19 protein-coding genes are annotated in these 22,451 nt (G+C 73.3%); 7 read left to right on the top strand and 12 right to left on the bottom strand.

The genetic code is table 11. The annotated features are described in order from the left end of the window. Positions 1-27 precede the first annotated feature (27 nt). Together ACZ6S8_RS01425 and ACZ6S8_RS01430 are read right to left on the bottom strand one after the other, a co-directional pair. Positions 28-681 (bottom strand): response regulator, encoded by a 654-nt coding sequence (locus ACZ6S8_RS01425; protein ID WP_469451370.1) that lies wholly within the window; start codon positions 679-681, stop codon positions 28-30. After that, a complete protein-coding gene (locus tag ACZ6S8_RS01430) occupies positions 678-1,862 on the bottom strand; it encodes a sensor histidine kinase (protein WP_469451371.1) in 1,185 nt (394 codons plus the stop codon). Before ACZ6S8_RS01430 ends, ACZ6S8_RS01425 begins: the two co-directional genes overlap by 4 nt. 165 nt (positions 1,863-2,027) lie before the next feature. Between ACZ6S8_RS01430 and ACZ6S8_RS01435 the strand changes: the two genes are divergently transcribed. Further along, on the top strand, positions 2,028-2,600 hold the full coding sequence (locus ACZ6S8_RS01435) for a hypothetical protein (protein ID WP_469451373.1): 573 nt from the start codon (positions 2,028-2,030) through the stop codon (positions 2,598-2,600). Positions 2,601-2,624: 24 nt separating this feature from the next. On the opposite strand, the gene ACZ6S8_RS01440 is transcribed toward ACZ6S8_RS01435, so the two are convergent. After that, positions 2,625-3,197: a cob(I)yrinic acid a,c-diamide adenosyltransferase gene (locus ACZ6S8_RS01440; RefSeq protein ID WP_469451374.1), complete on the bottom strand. Its 573-nt coding sequence runs from the start codon at positions 3,195-3,197 to the stop codon at positions 2,625-2,627. A gap of 247 nt (positions 3,198-3,444) precedes the next feature. On the opposite strand from ACZ6S8_RS01440, the gene ACZ6S8_RS01445 reads away from it, so the two are divergent. The 3 genes from ACZ6S8_RS01445 (at position 3,445) to ACZ6S8_RS01455 (ending at position 7,696) form a co-directional block, all read left to right on the top strand. After that, positions 3,445-4,293 (top strand): 3-hydroxyacyl-CoA dehydrogenase family protein, encoded by an 849-nt coding sequence (locus ACZ6S8_RS01445; protein ID WP_383917328.1) that lies wholly within the window; start codon positions 3,445-3,447, stop codon positions 4,291-4,293. A gap of 174 nt (positions 4,294-4,467) precedes the next feature. Further along, positions 4,468-4,791, top strand: coding sequence for an STAS domain-containing protein (locus ACZ6S8_RS01450; protein ID WP_267717808.1), 324 nt, complete (start codon positions 4,468-4,470; stop codon positions 4,789-4,791). Positions 4,792-4,975: 184 nt separating this feature from the next. Continuing rightward, positions 4,976-7,696 (top strand): ATP-binding protein, encoded by a 2,721-nt coding sequence (locus ACZ6S8_RS01455; RefSeq protein ID WP_469451376.1) that lies wholly within the window; start codon positions 4,976-4,978, stop codon positions 7,694-7,696. A 93-nt stretch (positions 7,697-7,789) separates the two neighbouring features. Here the strand turns inward: ACZ6S8_RS01455 and nucS are convergent, their stop codons facing one another. Next, entirely contained in the window at positions 7,790-8,461 is a 672-nt protein-coding gene (nucS, locus tag ACZ6S8_RS01460) for an endonuclease NucS (protein WP_469451378.1), read from the bottom strand. Positions 8,462-8,681: 220 nt separating this feature from the next. On the opposite strand from nucS, the gene ACZ6S8_RS01465 reads away from it, so the two are divergent. Next, a complete protein-coding gene (locus ACZ6S8_RS01465) occupies positions 8,682-9,074 on the top strand; it encodes an SCO5389 family protein (RefSeq protein ID WP_243336246.1) in 393 nt (130 codons plus the stop codon). Between the two features lie 30 nt (positions 9,075-9,104). Here ACZ6S8_RS01465 and ACZ6S8_RS01470 read toward each other — a convergent pair whose 3' ends face one another. Further along, on the bottom strand, positions 9,105-10,136 hold the full coding sequence (locus tag ACZ6S8_RS01470) for an LLM class flavin-dependent oxidoreductase (protein ID WP_469451379.1): 1,032 nt from the start codon (positions 10,134-10,136) through the stop codon (positions 9,105-9,107). A gap of 230 nt (positions 10,137-10,366) precedes the next feature. On the opposite strand from ACZ6S8_RS01470, the gene ACZ6S8_RS01475 reads away from it, so the two are divergent. Next, entirely contained in the window at positions 10,367-10,693 is a 327-nt protein-coding gene (locus ACZ6S8_RS01475; RefSeq protein ID WP_366101075.1) for an ATP/GTP-binding protein, read from the top strand. 70 nt (positions 10,694-10,763) lie between these two features. Here the strand turns inward: ACZ6S8_RS01475 and ACZ6S8_RS01480 are convergent, their stop codons facing one another. From ACZ6S8_RS01480 to mce, 7 genes are all read right to left on the bottom strand, one after another. Then, positions 10,764-11,630, bottom strand: a complete 867-nt coding sequence (locus ACZ6S8_RS01480; RefSeq protein WP_469451381.1) for an ABC transporter permease — start codon at positions 11,628-11,630, stop codon at positions 10,764-10,766. Next, a complete protein-coding gene (locus ACZ6S8_RS01485; RefSeq protein ID WP_469451383.1) occupies positions 11,627-12,742 on the bottom strand; it encodes an ABC transporter ATP-binding protein in 1,116 nt (371 codons plus the stop codon). Before ACZ6S8_RS01485 ends, ACZ6S8_RS01480 begins: the two co-directional genes overlap by 4 nt. 152 nt (positions 12,743-12,894) lie before the next feature. Then, a complete protein-coding gene (locus ACZ6S8_RS01490) occupies positions 12,895-13,674 on the bottom strand; it encodes an ABC transporter permease (RefSeq protein ID WP_469451878.1) in 780 nt (259 codons plus the stop codon). A 2-nt stretch (positions 13,675-13,676) separates the two neighbouring features. Next, positions 13,677-14,705, bottom strand: a complete 1,029-nt coding sequence (locus ACZ6S8_RS01495; protein ID WP_469451385.1) for an ABC transporter ATP-binding protein — start codon at positions 14,703-14,705, stop codon at positions 13,677-13,679. A gap of 113 nt (positions 14,706-14,818) precedes the next feature. Then, positions 14,819-15,757 (bottom strand): cellulose-binding protein, encoded by a 939-nt coding sequence (locus tag ACZ6S8_RS01500; RefSeq protein WP_469451387.1) that lies wholly within the window; start codon positions 15,755-15,757, stop codon positions 14,819-14,821. 195 nt (positions 15,758-15,952) lie between these two features. After that, positions 15,953-20,422 (bottom strand): polarized growth protein Scy, encoded by a 4,470-nt coding sequence (scy, locus tag ACZ6S8_RS01505; RefSeq protein WP_469451389.1) that lies wholly within the window; start codon positions 20,420-20,422, stop codon positions 15,953-15,955. Between the two features lie 182 nt (positions 20,423-20,604). After that, positions 20,605-21,033: a methylmalonyl-CoA epimerase gene (gene mce / locus ACZ6S8_RS01510; RefSeq protein ID WP_469451391.1), complete on the bottom strand. Its 429-nt coding sequence runs from the start codon at positions 21,031-21,033 to the stop codon at positions 20,605-20,607. A gap of 137 nt (positions 21,034-21,170) precedes the next feature. On the opposite strand from mce, the gene ACZ6S8_RS01515 reads away from it, so the two are divergent. Then, complete coding sequence (locus ACZ6S8_RS01515) at positions 21,171-22,370, top strand: acetyl-CoA C-acetyltransferase (RefSeq protein WP_469451393.1); 1,200 nt, start codon at positions 21,171-21,173, stop codon at positions 22,368-22,370. The last annotated feature ends 81 nt before the right edge of the window (positions 22,371-22,451 follow it).

Consider the following 22,451-nt stretch of genomic DNA (forward strand, 5'->3'; position numbering starts at 1 on the left):
ACCGTCAAGAGGTCCAGACCGGTGCTCCTAAATGCCCAACTCCCCGGCGAGCACTGCGGCTTGGACCCTGCTGCGCAGGTCCAGCTTCCCCAGCAGCCTGCTGACGTGCGTCTTCACCGTGGCCTCGGCCATCTCCAGCCGCACCGCGATCTCCGCGTTGGACAGCCCCTCGCCCAGGCAGCCGAGCACCTCCCGCTCCCGGCGCGTCAGCGAGGCCACCGCCGCGGCCGTCTCCGGCGGGGTCTGCGGCCGGCGCACCCGAGGCGACGCGAACTCGGCGATCAGCCGCCGGGTCACCGCCGGGGCGATCAGCCCCTCCCCGCGCGCCACGGTGCGCACCGCCGCGATCAGCTCCGCGGCGTCCGCGTTCTTCAGGAGGAAGCCGGCCGCGCCCGCCCGCAGGGCCCCGAAGACGTACTCGTCCAGGTCGAAGGTGGTCAGGACGAGGACGTCCGCCAGGCCCTCCGCGACCACCTGGCGCGTCGCGGACACCCCGTCGAGGCGGGGCATCTGCACGTCCATGAGGACGAGATCCGGACGCAGTTCCCGGGCGAGGCGCACCGCCTCCTCCCCGTCGGCGGCCTCGCCCGCCACCTCGATGTCGCCCGCGCTGCGCAGGATCAGCACCAGCCCGGCCCGTACCGCGCTCTGGTCCTCCGCCACCACCACCCGGATGGTCATGCCTCCACCGCCCTCTCCTCCGCGGGCAGGACCGCCCGCACCCGCCACACCGGGCCCGACCGGCCCGCCGTGAACCGTCCGCCCAGCAGCTCCGCCCGCTCCCGCATGCCGATCAGCCCGGCCCCCGAGCCGGGGGCGCGGGGGCCGGGCCGGTCCCCGTACGGGGAGTCCACCGCCACGCTCAGCCGCCCGTCCTCGCGGGCCACGCGCACCGAGACCGTGCCCGGCGCCGCGTGCTTGAGCGCGTTGGTCAGCGACTCCTGCAGGATGCGGTACGCCGCCAGCTCCACCGGCGCCGGAACGGCGGCCCCGGGCGGCCGGTCGTCCCGGAGGACGAATTCCAGCCCGCTTCCCGACCCGTTGGTGCGGGCCTGGTCGAGCAGGGCGTCCAGGCCGTCCAGCGACGGAGTGGCGAGCGGCTCCCGGCCCGCCCCGGCGTCCCGCAGCAGTCCGATCAGACGGCGCATTTCGGCCAGACCCTGGACGCTGTTCTCCCGGATCACGCCCAGGGCCTCGCGGCTGGTGTCGTGCCGGTCGATGGACAGGGCGGCGGTGGAGTGGATGGCGATGGCGGAGAGGTGGTTGGCGACCATGTCGTGCAGCTCCCGTGCCATCCGGGCGCGTTCGGCCGTGACGGCCTGGGTGCGGTCCATCTCGGCCAGCAGGGCCGTCTGCTCGGCGCGCAGCCGGGCCGCCACGGCGGCCTCCCGGTGGTTGCGCAGGGTGGCCCCGGTCAGGGCCGGGCCGAAGCTGACGAGGCCGGTGACCACGCCGATCAGCAGCGCCTGCGGGGTGCGCAGCCAGGCCACCGAGACGATCGTGACGGCCACGGTGATCAGGCCGGTGGAGACGGGGAGCCGCCGGGCCATGGCGGGCGTGCCGTAGACCACGGCCGCGTACATCAGGTCGGTGAAGATCAGGACGGTGGCGAGGCTGCCCACCGTGAACTGGTCCGCCACGAGGCCGACGGTGCCGACGATCAGGCCCACCCTGGGCGCGGAACGCCGCAGCAGCTCCATCGACCCCAGGACCACCAGGGGGATCAGGGCGGCCCAGTCGGGGAGGAAGTCGCGGCCGTCGGCCTGGTGCACGCCGAGCGACCAGAGCACGAGGCCCGTGACCACGCTGACCAGGGCGAGGAGCACGTCGTGGCGGTGGGGGCGGAAGCTTCTCGGGGTCACCCGTCCATCCAACACGGTGGGAGGGCCCGCGGCCTCGGCGCCGGGGCGGAGGCCGGCTACACCGAAAGGTGCAGTGGCCTTTCGTCACCGCAGACGACGCACCGCGGCCGATCCGGCGGGAGCCTGGAAGGGAACACCGGAGAACCGAGCGGAACGGAGACCCCCGTGGTCGTCGCCCTGATCATCGCCTGTGAAGTCGCCTTCTGGGTCCTGCTGGCGGCCGGCCTGGCCCTGCGCTACCTCGCGAAGCGGCCGCGGCTCGGGGCGGCCGTCCTGCTGTGCGAACCGGTGCTGGAACTCGTCCTGCTGGCCGTCACCGCCGTCGACCTCAGGAACGGGGCGGAGCCGGACTGGAAGCACGGTCTCGCCGCGCTCTACATCGGCTACACCGTGGCCTACGGCCACTACACCGTGAAGTGGCTCGACGGCCACGCCGCGTACCGGTTCGCCGGCGGCCCGAAGCCGCCCGGCGCCGGGTACGGCGCGGCGCGGGCCGTCCACGAGTGGAAGCTGTGGGCCCGCACCGTCGTCGCCGCCGCCGTCGCGCTCGGCCTGCTCCAGGCCGCGATCTGGTACGTCGGCGACGCGGGCGACGTCAGCTCGCTGGAGTCGACGCAGTACGCCGCCCTGCGGGTGGCCGGCATCCACGCCCTCATCGCCGTCGCGTACACGATCTGGCCGAAAAAGGCCCCGGCCGGCACCGCGGAGCGGCCGGCCCCGGCGAAGGCCGACGGGTAGGCCCCCGCCGGCGGCCCGGTCGGGTCAGCGCTCGCCGCCCGGCACCCACAGCACGTCCCCGACCTCCTTGTTGGCCACCCGGGCCAGGATGAACAGGAGGTCGGAGAGCCGGTTGAGGTAGGTGGCGGTCAGCGGGTTCATCGTCTCGCCGTGCGCCTCCAGCGCCGACCACGTCGAGCGCTCGGCCCGCCGGACGACCGTGCACGCCTGGTGCAGCAGGGCGGCGCCGGGGGCGCCGCCGGGCAGGATGAAGCTGCGCAGCTTCTCCACCTGCTCCAGGAAGAGGTCGCAGTCCGCCTCCAGCTTGTCGATGTAGAACTGCTCCACGCGCAGCGGCGGGTACTCCGGGTTCTCCACCACCGGCGTGCACAGGTCCGCGCCGACGTCGAAGAGGTCGTTCTGCACCCGGACCAGGACCTTCACGACCTCCTCGGGCAGCGCGCCCAGCGCGATCGCCGTCCCCAGGGCCGCGTTGGCCTCGTTGGCGTCGGCGTACGCGGAGATGCGCAGGTCGGTCTTGGCCGTACGGCTCATGTCGCCGAGGGCGGTCGTGCCCTGGTCGCCGGTACGGGTGTAGATGCGCGTGAGGTTCACCATGCCGCCAGCGTAGTGACGCCCCGCCGGAATCCGCACGCGGTGCCCCGCCGACGGCCGACCGCCGGCACCCGGAGCAGGGGCCGGAGCGAACTGGGCGGCTGCACAGGGACGCTGGGCCGTACCGGTGTGATGTCCGTCAGCTGAGACGTGACGCGTGTTACTTCGCGGTCACACCGCACCGCCCAAACGCTAGTCTCCGCCGGAGAGGGCTACGAGACTGAGCCGTTTTGAGAACGAGGGGTGTGCAGTGGCTGGGAAGCTCGCCGTCATCGGTGCCGGACTGATGGGTTCCGGGATCGCTCAGGTCTCCGCTCAGGCGGGTTGGGACGTCGTGCTGCGCGACGTCACCGATGCCGCGCTGACCCGCGGCACGGACGGGATCAAGGCCTCGTACGACAAGTTCGTCTCCAAGGGCAAGCTGTCGGCCGAGGACGCGGAGGCCGCGCTCGCGCGCATCACCACCACCACCGACCTGGACGCGGTCGCCGACGTGGACATCGTCGTCGAGGCCGCCTTCGAGAAGATCGAGATCAAGCACGAGATCTTCCGTGCCCTCGACAAGATCGTCCGCGAGGACGCGATCCTCGCCTCCAACACCTCCGCCATCCCGATCACCAAGATCGCGGCCGTGACGGAGCGTCCGGAGCGCGTCGTCGGCGCCCACTTCTTCTCGCCCGTCCCGATGATGCAGCTGTGCGAGCTCGTGCGCGGCTACAAGACGAGCGACGAAACCCTCGCCACCACCCGGGCGTTCGCCGAGTCCGTCGGCAAGACCTGCATCGTCGTCAACCGCGACGTCGCCGGCTTCGTGACGACCCGTCTGATCTCCGCGCTGGTCGTCGAGGCCGCGAAGCTGTACGAATCGGGCGTCGCCTCCGCCGAGGACATCGACATCGCCTGCAAGCTGGGCTTCGGGCACGCGATGGGGCCGCTGGCCACCGCCGACCTCACGGGCGTCGACATCCTGCTCCACGCCACGAGCAACATCTACACCGAGTCGCAGGACGAGAAGTTCGCGCCGCCGGAGCTGATGCGCCGGATGGTGGACGCCGGGGACATCGGCCGCAAGAGCGGTCAGGGCTTCTACAAGCACTGACGCGGCCGGGCCACTGAGCACCACCGTTCGAATGCCTTCACCCCACGGAGTGAATTAGGTATCGGTTCGCTCACGGTCGGCAACTTACCTGCCCGCGAGGCAGTCAGTTGCAGTGAGAGTTGCCGACCAACGGACCAGTCGGACCATACGTACGCAGTACTGCCGGGAGTACACATGCACATCAGGGGCGACCACGCCGAACTCGCTGTCGGGGGCCGCCTCGACGTGCGGAGCGCGGCGGACGCCCGGACGGTCCTCCACTCCGCCCTCGACGACGGCCACGGCGACCTCGTGCTCGACCTCACCGGACTCGACTCCTGGGACGCCACCGGCCTCGGCGTGATCATGGGCGCCCACCGGCGGGCCGGCCGGACCGGCCGGCGCCTCGTCCTGCGCGGGGTGCCGCCGCAGATGCAGCGGCTCCTCGTCGCCACCCGGCTCCACCGCATCCTCGCGATCGAGGGCGGACTGGAAGCGGAGTCCCTGCCCAGGGTGTGATCCACCCGGCCGCCGTTTCCTGCGGAAACGTAACGGTCCGGTGGTGATGGCACCCCGGCGGTTCCGGCGCGACCGGCCACGGTCTAGGGTTCGGGCGGAAACCGGACCAGTGGCGACAGCGGAGTGTGCGACGGCCGGGCGGTACGACGGCGAGGCGCGCGGCCCGCGATCGGGGGACTTGGTCATGGACCGTACACAGGGGCAGACGGCCCGGCCGGCGGACCGGTCCGCGGACGCGCCGGCCGCGCCCGCACGCATCGTCACCCTCACCGCCGGGGACTTCTCCCTCACCGTCAACCCCGTCGACGGCAGCGAGATAGAACCGCACCGCCCCGGTACCGACACCGGCCGCCGGCCCGCCAAGCGGGGCTCGGCCGCCCGCCGCGCCCGCGACGCGGGAGCCCGTCCCCCCGCCCTGCCCGGCCAGCCCGTCCCCGGACGGCTGCTGCCGGCCCGCGCGGAGGAGCGGGAGCGCCTCGTACGGCTGCTGGGCCGGGGACGGTCCGTACGGCTGACCGGCCCCGCCGGTTCGGGCCGCACCACCCTGCTCGACGCGGTCGCCGCCGAGTGCGCGGACCTCGCGCCGGACGGCGTCGTCCGGCTCAGCGGGTACGGCCACCAGCAGCCCGCGGAACTCCTGCACGCGCTGTACGCGGCCGTGTACGAGGCCCCGGAGGACCGGCCCGACCGCATCGAGCTCCTCTCCCGGGTGCGGGACATAGGCGCTGTCGTCCTCCTCGACGACCTGGAGATGGGCGGCGTCGCCCTCGACGAACTGCTGCGCGCCACCCCCGAGTGCGCCTACCTGCTCGCCGCGACCCCCGACACCCGTGCCCCCTCCGACGACTCGCACCTGGAGGAGGTCTTCCTCTCCGGCCTCGGCAAGGCCGAGTGCCTGGACCTGCTGGAGGCGCGCGCGGGCCGGCCGCTGACGGACGAGGAGAGCGCCTGGGCGGGCGACCTGCGGTTCGCCTCCGAGGGCCTGGCGCTGCGCTTCGTCCAGGCCGCCGCCCTGCTGCGGCAGCGCGACGAGCTCAACCGCACCGACGAGGACGACGACGAGGAGGAGCCCGGCGTCTTCGAGGGGCGCCCGCGCGACACCGTCGAGGTGCCCCTGCCCACGCTCGCCGAGGGCGCGGCCCCCGCCGAGCTGCTGGCCTCGCGGGTCAGCGAGTCGGCGCGCGCCGCCCTGCGGATCGCCTGCGCGCTGGGCGGGGAGCTGCCGCACCACGCGCACCTGCCGGCGCTGGTGGGGGACACCCATGCGGACACGGCCGTCGCGGAACTGCTGGCCTGCGGGCTGCTGACGCCCGTCGGGGCGCGCTACCGGCTGGCCGCGGGGGTCGCCCGGCAGCTGGAGGAGGTCGGGTACGGGGACACCGCCGCGGAGGAGGCCCGTACGGCCGCCCGGCACTACGCCTGGTGGACCGGGCACGCCTCGGTGACCCCGGAGCGCGTCGGCGCCGAGGCGGAGGCGGTGCTCGCCGCGCTGGCCGGCGCGGACGTGGTGGCGGCGGTGCTGCTGGCGCGCACGGCCGCTCCGGCGTTCGCGGCCTCACTGCACTGGGAGGCCTGGGAGCGGGTGCTGCGTTCGGGCGCCGAGGCCGCGCGGAAGGCGGGGGAGGTCGCCGAGCAGGCGTACTTCCACCACGAACTGGGCGTGCTCGCGCTGTGCGAGGGGCGCCTCGACCGGGCGCGGGCCGAGCTGGAGACCTCGATCGGGCTGCGGGGCGCGCTCGCCGACAAGCGGGGCACGGTCGCGGGGCGGCGGGCGCTCGCGCTGGTCGTGGACGGGGAGTCGGCGGGGGTGGCGGCCTCGCCGCCGCTGCGGCTGGAGGCGCCGGCGGCCCTCCCGGCCCTCCCGGCGGCCCTCCCGGGCGGTACCGGCACGGCTGGTGGCACGGCCGCCCCCGCGGCGGGCACCACCGCGGGCACGGGCATAGGCACGGGCATAGGCACAGGCACCGGCGCGGGCACCGAGAAGGGCAAGGGCGCCGCCGCCTCGGGCGGCGTGTCCGGCGCTTCCGCAGCCGCCGCCGCGGTGGCCGCCGCGGCAGCGCGCACGGCCTCGGGTACGGGAGCGGCGGGCGCGGCCGCGCGCCCGGCCGCCGCCGGCGCAGCAGCCGCCGCGAGTGCCGTCCCGGCCACCGGCGGACCTGCGGGAGCCGCCGGCACGCCGGCCGCGCCGGAGGACCCGACGGCGGCCGCGCAGGCCGCGGCGCCCGCGAAGGACCCCGGCACGCCGGCCGGACCGCTCGCCGGCGCCCCCCGCGACGCCTCGGAGGCGGTGACGCGGCTGACCCCGGTGGTACCGGTCACCGGCCGCTCGGAGCCGCCCACGACGCTGTCGGAGGTGTTCGAGGAGGCCTTCCCGCTCACCCCGAAGCAGCCCGCCCCCGCCGCACCGGCGCCCGCGCCCGCACCGCGGGGCGGTCGCGGCCGGCGGCGCGTGCTGCTGCTCGCCGGGTCGGGGGCGCTCGCTGTGGTGGCGCTGGGCACGGTGGTGGCGCTGGCCCTGAGTTCGTCGGACGCGCCGTCGCCGGCCGACGACGGGCCGGCCGTCTCCACGTCCCCTACGCCGCCCCCGACGGTCCTGCCGGGGACGAGCGGCAACGATCCCGCGCCGACCGCGCCCGCCGAACCGGCCGCTCCCGTGGAGTCCACCGGACCCGGGGAGACCGTCGTACCCGGGCAGACGCTCGCACCGGTCCCGGGCCGGACGCCGGTGCGGACCCCGTCCCAGCGGCCGTCCCCGACGCCGACGAAGACCGCGCCGACCCCGTCCACGACTCCGCCCACGACCTCACCGGAGCCGACGGTCACGACGCCGCCGCCCACGGAGACCGTCCCGCCGACGGAGACCGTTCCGCCGCCGACGCAGGCCCTGACGCCCGGCGGGGTCTGACGCTCGCCCGGTGCACGCCCGCCCGGTGCACGACCGCCCTCCCGGCGGGGCCCGGGACGGTGTCCCGGCCCGCCGGGAGGGCGGGCAACCGGCTCAGAACAGGCGGAGCTTGTCGTCCTCGATGCCGCGCATGGCGTTGTAGTCCAGCACCACGCAGTCCATCCCGCGGTCCGTGGCCAGCACCTTGGCCTGCGGCTTGATCTCCTGCGCCGCGAACACGCCGCGGACCGGAGCCAGGTGCGGGTCGCGGTTCAGCAGCTCCAGGTAGCGGGTCAGCTGCTCCACGCCGTCGATCTCGCCGCGCCGCTTGATCTCCACCGCCACCGTCGCCCCGGAGGAGTCCCGGCACAGGATGTCCACGGGGCCGATGGCCGTCATGTATTCGCGCCGGATCAGGGTGTAGCCCTCGCCCAGCGTGTCGATGCGGTCGGCGAGAAGTTCCTGGAGGTGGGCCTCGACGCCGTCCTTGATGAGCCCCGGGTCGATGCCGAGCTCGTGGGAGGAGTCGTGGAGGACTTCTTCCATCGTGATGATGAGCTTCTCGCCCGCCTTGTTGACGACCGTCCACACGCCGGCCTCGTCCCCGGTCCCCTCTTTGAGGGTGCAGGGCGGCGACATCCAGTTGAGCGGTTTGTACGCCCGGTCGTCCGCGTGGATCGAGACACTGCCGTCGGCCTTCACGAGGATCAGACGGGGTGCCGAGGGCAGATGGGCGGTGAGCCGGCCCGCGTAGTCGACGGAGCAGCGGGCGATGACGAGACGCATGGTCGGCAACGCTACTCGACGGGACGGCCTCCACGCGATTCGCCCCTGAAAGCCCCGTTCGCCGATGGCGCGTTGTATGCGCATTCTCCTGGTGCGGCATCCACGGGGCGCCTACCGTGGTGAGCAGGAGGTTGCGGAGCGTGCACGCTGCGTCGCGATCTCCTTCCCTGCCCGTAAGGCTCCGGCAACCCAATCGGCCGGGGTCGCGAGAGGAGAACCCATGTCGCTCGACGTCTCACCGGCCCTACTCGAACAGGCCGAGCGAGGCGAGGTCGACGAAGCCGCCTTCGTCGACTGCGTCCGGACCTCCCTGCCCTACGCATGGGAGATGATCAGCTCGCTCGTGGCCCAGCTGAAGGTGGACGGCGGCCAGTTCGCCGACAACCAGACGCCGCCGCCCGACGAGCAGGCCCGCGGCCAGCTGCTGCGCGCCCTTGCGAGTGACGCGATACGCGGTGCCCTGCAGCGGCACTTCGGAGTGCGCCTGGCGTTCCAGAACTGCCACCGGGTAGCGGTCTTCCCGCTGGATTCCTCGGTGGACGACCGGCTGGCCAAGTTCACTTCGATCCGCGGTCAGCTGCTCAACCAGTCCCCGGAAATGCGGGACTGCTAGCACCTGCCTGCGGGCACCCGTCGGTCGGTCTCAGCCGAGGCGGGGCAGGACTTCGGCGCCGAGGCGCCGTACGTTCTCCTCCGTCGCGGCGAGATCGCCGGAGCCCTCCGTCAGGAGGGCGAACCGGGTGATGCCGGTCCGTTCCGCGGTGGCCGCCAGCCGGTCCGCCGCCAGTGCCGGGGTCCCCACCGGGTGCAGGTCGCACAGCAGTTCCGTATAGGCGACCGGGTCCCGCATCGCGCGCGTGCGGCCGTCCACCGTGACGTGCGCGTCGAGACCCTGCCTGAACCAGCCGGGCATCGCCTTCAGCAGGGTCTCGCGGGCGTCCGCCGTGCGGTCCGCGAGCTGGCACACCCCCGCGGAGACGTGCCCCGCCGCCGCCACGTACTCCGGCGCGTGCCCCGCGGCCCGGGCCGTACGCCGCCACAGGCCGACCATCGCCGCCTTGTCCTCGTCCCCGCAGTGCATGCCCAGCAGCATCGGCAGCCCGCGCTCCGCGGCCGCCCGCACCGACGCCGGCGAGGTGCAGGCCACGATCACCTCCGGACCCGGCCCGTCCCCGTCCAGGGCCTCCGAGGGCCTCGGTACGACGGCCACCTCGCGGAAGCCGTACCGCTCGCCGGCGGCGCCCACCCGCGCCCGGGTCAGCCAGTCCCGCAGCAGGTCCAGGGCCTCCGGGAAGCCGTTCTCGTACGCGTCCAGCCCGCCGCCGAACACCTCCAGGTCGACCCACGGCCCGCCGCGCCCCACCCCCAGGGTGAACCGGCCGCCCGAGGTCAGGTGCAGCAGCGCCGTCTGCTCCCCGAGGGCCACCGGGTGCGTGCTCGGCAGCACGCTCACCGCCGTGCCCACCCGCAGCCTCCGGGTCCGGCCCAGCAGCAGCGCCGCCAGGGTCACCGCCGAGGGGCAGACCCCGTACGGGACGAAGTGGTGCTCGGCGAGCCAGACCGAGTCCAGCCCGGCCTCCTCGGCGACCTCCGCGGTCCGCACCGCCCGGTGCAGTGCCTCGCCCGCTCCCTGGCCCGGGAACTGGGCCGCCAGTACAAATGCTCCTACGCGCATCGCCTTTAGCCTCCTCGCGGCTGACGCGGCCTCCCCCAGGTGGACCGGTTCTTCCTATGGCAACAACGTCTGACACGTGCCAAAGGCACGGGCTGACAGGAAAGTTATTGGGATTGTCAGGCCAGTCGCCGGTACGCGATCCGCCCTCGGTAGACACCCTGCGGGTACCCGGGCCCGCGGCGCGTAGTCTGGGAGAAAGTCACTGCCGTCCGCCCTTCCGTGAGGTATACGTGTCACCGCGCCACAACCGCCCCAGGGGCGGCGAGACTCCGGACGAACGACCCAGCACCGGCCTCGACCGGTACGGCCTGGAGCGGACGGAGGAATACCAGGGCGAGGAGTGGAAGATCCGGCACGTCGCCGGCGCGAGCGCCGCGGGCAAGCGCTACCGCTGCCCCGGCTGCGACCAGGAGATCCCCTCCGGAACCCCGCACCTGGTGGCCTGGCCGGAGTACGGCGGCGTGGACGACCGGCGGCACTGGCACAAGGCGTGCTGGAACGCGAAGGACCGCCGCACCTCGCGGGTGCAGCGGTCCCGCAACGCTCCCCGACACTGACTCCGGGCCGCGGAGCCGAGCTGCGGAGCCGGGCCGCGAGGCCCGAGCACCGGAGTCCCGGCGCCCGGTGTCACACGTCCCGGCGGCCGACCGTCAGGTACGAGGCGGTCACGGCGGCGCCGGTGACGATCACGATGACCAGCATGTGGACGGCCGGCCCCGGCATGTCCAGCGAGACGTCGCCCTCCTGCATGCCGAACAGCGTCATCAGGGCCACCGGGGCGTTGTGTTCGAGGATCACCCGCCCGACGGGCGCCGCACCCTCCCAGATGTTGAGCATGCCCCCTATCACCGGCGGCAGGGTGATGACCCCGAGCATCACGGCGATCGCTCCGGCCGAGTGCCGGATCAGCGCGCCGACGGAGAGCGCGAGCACGCCGAGCAGGGTGACGTAGACGCTCCCCAGCAGGGCGCCGGACCACTCGCTCGCGGGGTGGGTGCCCGCGGCGCTCCCGCCGCGCACGATCTGCCCGACCAGCCCGACGACGAACACGGCGCAGGCGATGACGGTGAAGGCCGTGGCGCTGAAGACGAGGTACTTCGCGGTGAGCACGCGGTGGCGCTCCGGGGCGGCGGTGAAGGTCGTGCGGACCAGACCGGTGGCATGCTCGGAGGTGATCGTCAGGACGCCGAGCACCATGACCGCGATCTGCCCGACGAGCAGCCCGAAGAGGGCGGGGGTGGCGAAGGTGATCCCGGTGTAGTCCTGGTCGGCGCTCTGCACCACGAAGATCATCCCGATGCCGACGACCACCAGCACGAGGGAGCCCAGCGTCCACAGGGTGGAGCGGACGGACACCATCTTGGTCCACTCCGAGGCCAGGGCGTGCCCCAGGTGCGGGCGGGGCGTGGGCAGCGGGGAGCTGTAGCCCGCCGGCGGGGCCGCGGTGCGCGTCGCGCCGACGGGCCCGGGGGAGCTGGGGGTGGGGCCGGTCATCGGGATTCCTCGGGGTTGTTCTTCGCCGCCGCGGCGAGCTCGCCGGCGCTGCCGGGCATCAGGAAGGGCTGCCCGCCCGCCGCGGGCGGCGGGGGAGCGTAGAAGGCCGCTGCGGGGGCCTGCGGGGCCTCCTCCTCGTCCTCCCACGCCGGGACGCTCGGGGGGTCGGGCTCCCACAGCTCGGCGCGCGGGTCCTCGGTGGAGGCGTACTCGACGGAGGACCGGGTCATCCGCATGTACGCCTCCTCCAGCGAGGCCCGGTGCGGCGACAGCTCCCACAGCCGTACGCCGGCCCCGTGCGCGAGGTCGGCGATGTGCGGCAGCTCCAGCCCGGTCACGCGCAGTGCTCCGTCGGGCTCCTTGAGGACCCGGGCGCCCGCCGCGGTGAGGGCGGCGGCCAACGTGTCCCGGCCATCCGGGCGGGTGTCGGCCGCGCGGACCCGAGCGAATCCGGCCGAGTTGTGGGTGATGAACTCCTGGGTGCCCATTTCGGCCAGCAGCCGGCCCCGGCCGATCACGATCAGGTGGTCGGCGGTCAGGGCCATCTCGCTCATCAGGTGCGAGGAGACGAAGACGGTGCGGCCCTCGGCGGCCAGCTGCCGCATCAGGTTGCGGACCCAGAGGATGCCCTCGGGGTCGAGTCCGTTGACGGGTTCGTCGAAGAGCAGCACCTGGGGGTCGCCGAGCAGGGCGGTGGCGATGCCGAGCCGCTGGCCCATGCCGAGCGAGAAGCCCTTCGTGCGCTGCCGGGCCGTGTCCTGGAGGCCGACCACGGCCAGCACCTCGTCCACCCGCTTCTCCGGGATCCCGGAGAGCTGGGCGACGGCGAGCAGGTGGGTGCGCGCCCGGCGGCCGCCGTGCACCGCCTTGGCGTCGAGCAGGGCTCCGACGTGGCGCTGGGCGTTCGGCAGGTCCCGGAAGGGGAGGCCGTTGATCGTGACGTGACCGGACGTGGGCCGGTCCAGGCCGACGATCATGCGCATGGTGGTGGACTTCCCCGAGCCGTTGGGCCCGAGGAATCCGGTGACGTACCCCGGCTTGACCTGGAACGACAACTGGTCGACGGCGGTCTTCGCGCCGAAGCGCTTGGTGAGTCCGACTGCCTCGATCATCGTGCTGCCCCTTACCAGGCCGGGACGGATTTCGCCCGCGTAAGGATTAAGAGGATAACGAGTCCCGTGTGGTTCCGTCCCGGGCGTGATCCCTGAGCCGCCCCTGAGAGCGGCTCGGGGATCACCCGTAGTACGTCAGGAGGACCCGGTGCTCAGGCGTCCCTCTTCTTGAGGACCAGGTAGCCCCCGAGGACGACGGCTGCGGTCCACAGGGCCATGATCCCGAAGCCGCCCCAGGGGCCGTACGGGGTCGTGCCGCTGTCCATGGCGCCCGGGACCACCTGCATGATCTTGGCGCCCGCCTGGTCCGGGAAGAACTGGGCCACCTTCCGGGTGGCCTCGACCCCGCCGAGGATGTTGGAGATCAGGAGGAAGAACGGGATCAGGATGCAGATCGCCAGGACCGAGCTGCGCAGCAGCGCGGCCGTGCCCATGGAGAACAGCGCGATCATCGCCATGTAGAGGCCGGCGCCGATGACCGCGCGCAGCACGTTGTCCTCGCCGAGGCCGATGGACCGCTCGCCCAGGATGGCCTGCCCGAGGAAGAACGACAGGAAGCTGGTCGCGAGACCCACGATCAGCGCCAGGGTGGTGGCGACGGCGAGCTTGCCGAAGAAGAAGCTCGCGCGGCGCGGCACGGCGGCCAGCGAGGTGCGGATCATGCCCGAGCTGTACTCGCTGCCGACCACCAGCACGCCGAAGACGATCATCGCCAGCTGGCCGAGGGTCATTCCGGCGAAGCTCGCGACCGTCGGGTCGAAGGTGAGCTGCTGCTCCGGGGGCATGTCCTTGAAGGACGCGTTGATGAACGAGCACAGCGCGGCGCTGAGGCCGACGGTGACCACCAGTGCGGCGACCAGGGTCCAGACCGTGGAGGCGACGGTGCGGATCTTGGTCCACTCGGACTTGAGGACGGCGGGGAAGGAGGACACGGTCACTCGCCGCCCTTGCGCGTCGCGTCGAACCCGGCGCCCCAGGCGGGGACGCCGGCGGGCCGGGCCGGGTTGTCGGAAGCCGCGCCGGGTGCCGCGGGTCCGCCGGGGAGGCCGGCTCCCGGGGCGTGGGCGTGGTACTCGACGGAGTCCGCCGTCATGCGCATGAACGCTTCCTCCAGTGAAGCCCGTTGCGGGCTGAGTTCGTGCAGCACGATCTGGTGCTGGGCGGCCAGCTCGCCGAGCCGCTCCGACTCCACGCCGTCGATCTCCAGCGCGCCGGTCGCCGGGACGCTGACGGCGCTGATGCCGGCCTCGTGCAGGACGTCCTTGAGCCGCTCCTGCTGCGGCGAGCGCAGCCGGACGTAACTGCGGGAGTTCTGCCGGATGAAATCGGCCATGGACAGGTCCGCCAGCAGCCTGCCCTGACCGATGACCACCAAATGGTCCGCGGTCAGCGCCATTTCGCTCATCAGGTGGGAAGAGACGAAGATCGTCCTTCCCTCCGAGGCCAGACCCTTCATCAGATTGCGGATCCAGAGAATTCCCTCGGGGTCCAGACCATTGACGGGTTCGTCGAACATCAGGATTTCCGGATCACCGAGCAGGGCGGAGGCGATTCCCAGCCGCTGCCCCATGCCCAGCGAAAATCCTTTCGACTTCTTCTTGGCCACGGCCGTCAGGCCGACCATGTCCAGGACCTCGGCGACCCGCCGCTCCGGGATCCGGTTCGACTGTGCCAGGCACAGCAGGTTGTTGTACGCGGTACGGCCGCCGTTCATGGACTTGGCGTCCAGCAGCGCTCCGATGTACTTCAGCGGTTCCGGCAGTTCCCGGTAGTGCTTGCCGTCGATCCGGACCGTTCCGCTGGTCGGGTTGTCGAGGTCGAGCATCATGCGCATGGTCGTGGACTTCCCCGCCCCGTTGGGGCCGAGGAAGCCGGTCACCACCCCCGGTCTGACCTGGAAGCTGAGGTGGTCCACGGCGGTTTTCGCGCCGAATCGTTTCGTAAGGCCCTCAAGCTCGATCATGCCGCCACGCTAGAACGCCGAAGGGCCGTACGCCACCTCTCACAGGGGACATACGGCCCTCAAGCGTCACAATGCCGCATCGTGCGTGCTGTCGGCGCGTGGACGGCGGCGTTCTAGCGGCTCTGCTGCGCCGGAACCCCGCGCGAGACCGGCTCGTCGTCGACGATCGGGTTGGCAGCCGCGACGGCCGCACCGGTCAGCGTCGCCAGCATCTCGCGGACGTTGGTCAGCTGCGCGTTGATCGAGTCGCGGCGGTTGGTGAGCGCCGCCAGCTCGCGCTCGGACTCGCTGCGGATGCGGTCGGCCTTGGCGTTGGCGTCGGCGACGATGTCCTCGGCCTGGCGCTGCGCGGTCTCCACCGTCTGGCGGGCGCGGCGCTCGGCGTCCGTACGGAGCTTCTCGGCCTCCAGGCGCAGCTGCTCCGCGCGGTGCTCGATCTCCGCGAGGCGCTTCTCGGCCTTGGCCTGACGGCCGGCCAGGTCGCGCTCCGACTGCTCGCGGCGCTTGGCCAGGTTGGTCTCGAAGTCCGCGGCGGCCTGGGCGGCCTTGGCGCGGGTCTCCTCGAAGAGGGCGTCGGCCTCCTCGCGCTTGGAGGCCGCGTCCTTCTGCGCCTCGGTGCGCAGGGCGGAGGCATCGCCCTTCGCCTTCTCGACGATCCGGACACCCTCGTCCTCGGCCGTCGACTTGCGGTCGGCGGCGAACGACTCGGCGTCGTTGCGCACCTGCTGAGCGGCCGACTCGGCCAGCTCGCGGTGCTGCTCGGCCGCGCGACGGGCCTCCTCGCGCAGGTCCTTCGCCTCCTCCTCGGCCAGCCGCAGGATCTTCTCGACCCGGGCGCCGAGGCCGGCGTACGACGGCTCGGCGTCGTTCACCTGGGCCTGGGCGTTCTGCGTCTCGAGGTGTAGTTCCTCGATCCGCTTTTCCAGAGAGTTGATACGTCCAAGGGCGCTGTCGCGGTCGGAGACCAGCTTGGTAATGCGGTCGTCCACCTGACCGCGGTCGTAACCACGCCGCACGAGCTCGAAGCCGAAGGGGGAGGAAGTGTCGCTCATGGGGTTCCTGTCGAATGAGACCGATGAGGTGCTACGTGAGGTGTTAAGGGGAATCCTAGGCGCCCGGACGGCGTGTCATCGAGTCAATCCGCGTTTGATCCGGACAATGACACCCCTTTTGAGTGGCAAGGCGACAGAATGCTTGTCCCTCGTTCGCCTGAACCTCCATCAGGAGCACACATCACAGCGCCTTGGCTAGCTCTCTGACGTCTTGCCACCCGAACGAGTCGACCCCGCTGCCGCTCCGGCCTTCACGCCCCCCGCACCCTGGCTGCCGATCGCGGGCTTCCCGCCGCCCGAAGGCGCCTCGAATGATTCCAACGCCTCAAGAACGTCCTGGACACGGGAGATCTCCGCCTGAATGTCCTCGCGCCGGCGCACCAGGACCTCCAGCTCGCGGCGGCCCTCGTCGACGAGCCGTTCGGCCTCCGCCTTCGCCTGCGCGAGCGTCTTGTCGGCCTCGCGGGACACCTCGGCCTTCTTCTGCTCGGCCTCCTTCAGGAGCGCCTCGGCCTTGCGCACCGCGGCGATGCGGACCTTGCTCGCCTCGCTGCTCGCGTCCGACACCAGCTCCTTGGCCTTCGCCTCGGCCTCGACGCTCTGCTCGGTCGCCGCCCGCACCAGCTTGTCCACGCGCTCGCCGGCCGACTTCATCTGCTCGGCCGACTCCCGGCGGGCCCGCTCGTGCAGCTCCTCGACCTCCGCCTCGACCCGGCCGCGCAGCTCCTCCGCCCGCTCCCTTATGGCCGACGCGTCCGTACGCGCCCCGACCAGCAGTTCGTCCGCGTCCGTACGGGCCTTCTCCACCAGGGAGTTGCCCTCGACGGTCGACTCCGAGGTGATGCGCGCCGCCTCCTTGCGGGCGGCGTCGACCATCGCGTCGGCCTGCTCCTCGGCCCCCGTGGTGGCGGCGAGCGCCTGCTTCTGCGCGTCGGCCGTGAGCTTCTCGGCCTCCGCGAGGGCCTCGGTGACCAGCCGGTCGACCTGCTCCGCGGCCTCGCTGCGGCGCTTGTTGGCCTCCTCGCGGGCCTCGTCCAGCACGCGCTCGGAGTCCGTACGGGCCTGCGACCGGATGCGCTCGGCCTCGTTCGCCGCCTCCGCCTTGACCCGCTCGGCCTCCGAGCGGGTGCGCGTCGCGTGCTCCTGCGCCGACGACAGCGCCTGCGCCGCCTCCGTGCGCAGCCGCTCGGCCTCGTTCGCGGCCTCGCCGACCGTGCGCTCGTTGTCCTTGCGGGTCCGCTCGGTGAGCTTCTCCGCCTCCGCCGTGGCCTCCGCGACGAGCCGGTCCGCCTGCTCCGCGGCGTCGCCGCGCAGCCGGTTCGCCTCGGCGCGCGCCTCGTCCCGGGTCTGCTCGGACTCCCGCTCGGCGCTCGCCAGGGTCTCGCTGGCCGCGACCGTGACGCGGTCCGCCTCCGCGGTGGCCTCGCCGATGATCCGGCCGCCGTCCGCCCGGGCGTCGTCCAGGACGCGGGCCGCCTCGGCCCGCAGCCGCTCGGCCTCCGCCGCGGCCTCGCCGACGGTGAGTTCGTTGGCCGCGCGGGTCTCCTCCACGAGCCGGTCGCCCTCGGTACGGGACTCCACCAGGATCCGGGTCGCGTCGCGCTCGGCGCCGGCCAGGGTCTCGGCCGCCTGCGCCGTGAGCTTCTCCGCCTCCGACGCCGCCTCGCCGATGAGCCGGTCCGCCTGCTCGGCCGCCTCGCCGCGCAGCCGGTTCGCCTCGGCGCGGGCCTCGTCCACGGTCGTGGCGGCCTCGGTGCGCAGCGCCTCCGCCGCGGCCGTGGCCGCGGCGGTGACCCGCTCGGCCTCCGCGGTCGCCTCGCCGACCGTCGCGGCGTTCGCCGCGCGGGTCTCCTCGGTGACGAGCGCCGCCGCGGCCGCTGCCTCGGCGGTGATCAGGGCGCCCTCGGTACGCGAGGTCTCCAGGGCCTCCGCCGCCTCGCCGCGGATCCGGTTGGCGTCGTCGCGGGCGTCCGCCCGGGTCCGGGCCGCGTCCCGCTCGGAGGCCGCCAGGGCGTCCGTGGCCTCCGTACGCACCCGCTGCGCGTACTCGGCGGTGTCGGTGCGCAGTTGCTCGGCCTCGGCGATCGCGTCGCCGACCGTGCGCTCCGCCAGCGCCTTCGCCGCGTCCGTCTCGGCCCGTGCCTCGGTGCGGATGCGCAGGGCGTCCCCGGTGGCCCGCTCGCGCTCCTCGTGGGCGTCGGCGCGGACGCGCGACGCCTCCTCCTCGGCCTCGGTCCTCGTCCGCTGCGCCGCGTGCTCGGCGGCGCTGCGCAGTCCGGCGACCTCTTCCTCGGCCTGCTCGTGCAGCCCGGCCACGGCATCCCGTACCTGCTGTGCGGTGGCCTCCGCCGCCGCCACGACCTCCGACGCGCGCCGCTCCGCCTCCTCGGTCAGCCAGACCGCCTCGGCCTGCGCCTCCTCGGAGCGCTTGCGGGCCTGCGCCAGCAGCTCTTCGCTCTCCTCGCGGGCCTGGGCCCGCTCGCTCTCGGCGTCGGTCCGCGCCGACGCCAGGGTCTCCTCGGACTCCCGGCGGCGCCGCGCCGCCTCCTCCTGCGCGGCGGCCAGCGCCTCGGCGGCCTCCGCGGCGACCCGCTCGGCTGCGGCCTTCGCCTCGGCGCGCAGCCGGTCCGCGGTCTCCTGCGCCTCGGAGCGCACGCGCTCCGCCTCGGCCTCGGCCTCGCCGCGCAGCCGTACGGCGATCTGCTCGGCCTCCGCGCGCACCCGCCCGGCGTCGTCCGCCGCGTCGTCGCGCAGCTGGTCGGCCTCGGCCTCGGACTGCGTCTGGAGGGCGCGGATGCGCTCCGCCGCCTCCGCGCGCAGCCGGTCGGCCTCCTCGGTGGCCTCCCGGCGGACGGCTTCCGCCGCCGTACGGGCGTCGCGCAGCGTCTGCTCGGCCGTGGTCAGCCGGCCCTCGGCGTCCGTGTGCAGCCGTACGAGCTCCTCGTCGGCCTCCGACCGCTTCGCGGCGAGGGCCTGCTCGGTCTCCTCGCGCCGTGCGCGGGCCGCGGCGTCCGCCTCGGCGCGGACGGCCTCCGCCTGCTCCTCGGCCTCCGCGCGCAGCCGCTCGGCCTCGGCGCGGGTCCGCTCCAGCGTCTCCTCGGCCTGCTTGCGCAGCGTGGTGGCGCGCTCGACGGCCTCGCCGCGGACGCGCTCGCTCTCGGCGGTGGCGCTGCCGCGCACCTCGTCCGCGTCGGCCCGGGACTTGCCCAGCAGCTCCTCGGCGGTCCGGGCCGCCTCCTCGATCTGCTGCACGGCCTCGCGGCGGGCCTCGCCGCGGATCCGCTCGCCCTCGGCGACGGCCTCGGCACGCAGCTGCTCCGCCTCGCCGCGCAGCCGCCGGGCCTCCTCCTGGAGCTCGACGGTGCGGGCCCGGTACTCCTCGGTGTCGTCCTTGGCGGCGCCCTTGAGCTCGTCCGCCGTGGTCGCCGCCTGGAGACGCAGCCGGTCGGCCTCGGCCTCGGCCTCGCGGCGGATGCGCTCGGCCTCCTCGGACGCGGCCCGGGTGGTGGCGCGGGCGTCCTCCGAGGCCTTGGTCAGTACGTCCTCGGCGGTGCGGGCGGCCTTCGCCAGCTGCGCCGCCGTGTCCTCGGCCGCGGCCGTACGGGCCTGCTCGCCGGCCTCGGTGCGCAGCCGCTCCGCCTCGGCGCGGGCGTCGGCGAGCGCCTGCTCGGCCTCCGCCTTGAGGACCTCGGACTCCTTGGTGGCCTCGCCGACCAGGCGGGCGACCTGCTCCTTGGCGGTGCGGGTGCGCTGCTCGTTGACCGACTCCGCCGACGCGAGCTGGCGGGTCGCGCTCTCCTTCGCCTCGGCGAGGACCTTCTCCGCTTCGGCGCGGGCCGCGCGCAGCGCGGTGTCGGCCTCCTGCACGCGGGACTCGGCCACCCGGCCGAGGTCCATGGTCTGCTGCCGGGTCTGCTCGGCCTCGGCGGACGTGGTGGAGCGCAGCCGCTCCGCGTGCTCGGTGGCCTCCTGGGCCTGCGCGGACGCGGCGCCGAGCAGCCGCTCGGCCTCCTTGCGGGCGCGCAGCAGCGTGGCCTCGGCCTCGGCGCGGCCCGCCTCGGAGGCCTCCGCGAGCCGCCGGCGGGTCTCCTCGGCGATGCGCGCGGCCTCGGCGCGGGCCGCGTTCAGGGACTGCTCGGCCTCGGCGCGGGACTCCTCCATGAGCCGGCGCGCCTGGGACTCCGTACGGGCGCGCAGCTGCTCGGCCCAGGCCACGTTCTCGTTGACGTGGGCCTCGACGGTCTGGCGGCGCTCGCCCAGCTCCTGGTCCAGGCGCTGGCGGCGGTTGACGGCCTCGGCGTGCAGTTCGGCCTGCAGGCGCGCCTGGTGCTCGGCGTGCTCCTGGAGGATGCGCTGGGTCTGTGCCCGGGCGTCACGCAGCTCGCGCTCGGCGTCGGAGCGCATCTGGTCGGCCTGGATCTGGGCATTGCGGAGCAGCTGCTCCGCCTGGTAGCCCATGTCCGCGCCGTCGTAGGCGGGGCGGGACGCCAGAGACCGGCGTACCTCGTGGAGCTTGGCGCGCAGCACCTCGACCTGGTATCCCAGGTCCTCGGCGTGCTGGACGGCCTTCCCGCGTTCCTTCTTCAGCCGCTCCATCTCGGCTTCGAAGAGCGAGAGATGGTCGGCCTCCGCCTGATGGCTCTCCTGGCTTTCGTAGCCCCGCACAGCGCGGTCCCATCCGTCCCCTGGTCGCAAGCTCACTCCCAAATGAGCATCGTCCGCCCGCTGAACGACGCCCCCGGGGAATGGTGTCAGATACCGGGGCAGGGGTCACAGGCCCCGACCCCGTCTCCGCACCGAAACCCCGGCCGAGCCATGGCCACTGTACCGGCCGGGGAATCGGGACATCAGTGCTCAGGGTGGGAGGTGACGAGTTCGGTGAGAACGCCGCCGCAGTCCTTGGGGTGCAGGAAGGTGATCTGCGAGCCCATCGAGCCCGTCCGGGGCTGGTCGTAGAGCACGCGGACGCCCTTGCCGCGGATGGCCTCCGAGTCGCCGAGGACGTCCTCGGTGCCGAAGGCGATGTGGTGGACGCCCTCGCCGTTCTTGGCCAGCCACTTGGCGACCGTGGAGTCCTCGCGGGTGGGTTCCAGGAGCTGGAGGTACGAGGCGCCGCCGTCGGACGTCTCGTTGATCTTGAGCATGGCCTCGCGCACGCCCTGTTCTTCGTTGATCTCGGTGTGGAACACCTCGAATCCGTACGTGGCACGGTAGAACTCGACGGTCTTGTCGAGGTCGAAGCAGGCGATCCCGATGTGGTCGATCCTTGTCAGCATGGGACCAGTGCACCGCCCCGGGGGGTGGTCACGCAACGTGCCAGCGATCACACCGACAGCCCGGTGACGCCGCCGGTACCGCTCAGTACATTCAGGTAAACCCTCGTTCACTCCTCATCCTCAAGGGGCTGTGCCTCATGTCCGGATCGAACAACACCACCTCAGTGATCGTCGCCGGGGCCCGCACGCCCATGGGGCGGCTGCTCGGCTCGCTCAAGTCGTTCTCGGGCGCCGACCTCGGCGGCTTCGCCATCAAGTCCGCGCTGGACCGGGCCGGGATCACCGGCGACCAGGTGCAGTACGTGATCATGGGCCAGGTGCTCCAGGCCGGCGCGGGCCAGATCCCCGCCCGCCAGGCCGCCGTCAAGGCCGGCATCCCCATGAACGTGCCCGCGCTCACCATCAACAAGGTGTGCCTCTCGGGCCTGGACGCGATCGCTCTGGCGGACCAGCTCATCCGCGCCGGGGAGTTCGACATCGTGGTCGCGGGCGGTCAGGAGTCCATGACCAACGCCCCGCACCTGCTGCCCAAGTCGCGCGAGGGCTACAAGTACGGCGCCATCGAGATGCTCGACGCGATGGCCTACGACGGCCTCACCGACGCCTTCGAGAACATCGCGATGGGCGAGTCCACCGAGAAGCACAACACCCGCCTCGGCATCGAGCGCGCCCCGCAGGACGAGTTCGCGGCCACCTCCCACCAGCGGGCCGCCGCGGCGCAGAAGAACGGCGTCTTCGAGGCCGAGATCGCCCCGGTGGAGATCCCGCAGCGCAAGGGCGACCCGGTGGTGTTCTCGCAGGACGAGGGCATCCGCCCGGAGACCACGGCGGAGTCCCTCGGGAAGCTGCGCCCGGCCTTCGCGAAGGACGGCACCATCACCGCCGGCACGTCCTCGCAGATCAGCGACGGCGCGGCCGCCGTGGTCGTGATGAGCAAGGCCAAGGCCGAGGAGCTGGGCCTGGAGTGGCTCGCGGAGATCGGCGCCCACGGCAACGTGGCCGGTCCCGACAACTCCCTCCAGTCGCAGCCGTCCAACGCGATCCGCCACGCCCTGGGCAAGGAGGGCCTGGACGTCTCCGACCTGGACCTCATCGAGATCAACGAGGCCTTCGCCGCGGTCGCCGTGCAGTCAATGAAGGACCTCGGCGTGACCCCGGAAAAGGTGAACGTGAACGGCGGCGCCATCGCGCTGGGCCACCCCATCGGCATGTCCGGCGCCCGCGTGGTGCTGCACCTGGCGCTGGAGCTCAAGCGCCGCGGCGGCGGGGTCGGCGCGGCCGCGCTGTGCGGCGGCGGCGGGCAGGGCGACGCGCTGATCGTGCGCGTCCCCCGCTAGAAGCGGTACGGGCGCGGGAGCCGGACCCCGGTCCCCGCGCCCCAGCCCCGCGCATTCGTACCCGTACCCGTACCCGTAGCG

This window comes from Streptomyces sp. NPDC048461, assembly GCF_055587105.1.

Excerpts from the sequence above, each read along its gene's own strand:
- ACZ6S8_RS01425 (WP_469451370.1), bottom strand. The coding sequence starts at position 681 with ATGACCATCCGGGTGGTGGTGGCGGAGGACCAGAGCGCGGTACGGGCC.
- ACZ6S8_RS01440 (WP_469451374.1), bottom strand. The coding sequence starts at position 3,197 with ATGGTGAACCTCACGCGCATCTACACCCGTACCGGCGACCAGGGCACG.
- ACZ6S8_RS01450 (WP_267717808.1), top strand. The coding sequence starts at position 4,468 with ATGCACATCAGGGGCGACCACGCCGAACTCGCTGTCGGGGGCCGCCTC.
- ACZ6S8_RS01455 (WP_469451376.1), top strand. The coding sequence starts at position 4,976 with ATGGACCGTACACAGGGGCAGACGGCCCGGCCGGCGGACCGGTCCGCG.
- nucS (WP_469451378.1), bottom strand. The coding sequence starts at position 8,461 with ATGCGTCTCGTCATCGCCCGCTGCTCCGTCGACTACGCGGGCCGGCTC.
- ACZ6S8_RS01465 (WP_243336246.1), top strand. The coding sequence starts at position 8,682 with ATGTCGCTCGACGTCTCACCGGCCCTACTCGAACAGGCCGAGCGAGGC.
- ACZ6S8_RS01470 (WP_469451379.1), bottom strand. The coding sequence starts at position 10,136 with ATGCGCGTAGGAGCATTTGTACTGGCGGCCCAGTTCCCGGGCCAGGGA.
- ACZ6S8_RS01480 (WP_469451381.1), bottom strand. The coding sequence starts at position 11,630 with ATGACCGGCCCCACCCCCAGCTCCCCCGGGCCCGTCGGCGCGACGCGC.
- ACZ6S8_RS01485 (WP_469451383.1), bottom strand. The coding sequence starts at position 12,742 with ATGATCGAGGCAGTCGGACTCACCAAGCGCTTCGGCGCGAAGACCGCC.
- ACZ6S8_RS01495 (WP_469451385.1), bottom strand. The coding sequence starts at position 14,705 with ATGATCGAGCTTGAGGGCCTTACGAAACGATTCGGCGCGAAAACCGCC.
- ACZ6S8_RS01500 (WP_469451387.1), bottom strand. The coding sequence starts at position 15,757 with ATGAGCGACACTTCCTCCCCCTTCGGCTTCGAGCTCGTGCGGCGTGGT.
- mce (WP_469451391.1), bottom strand. The coding sequence starts at position 21,033 with ATGCTGACAAGGATCGACCACATCGGGATCGCCTGCTTCGACCTCGAC.
- ACZ6S8_RS01515 (WP_469451393.1), top strand. The coding sequence starts at position 21,171 with ATGTCCGGATCGAACAACACCACCTCAGTGATCGTCGCCGGGGCCCGC.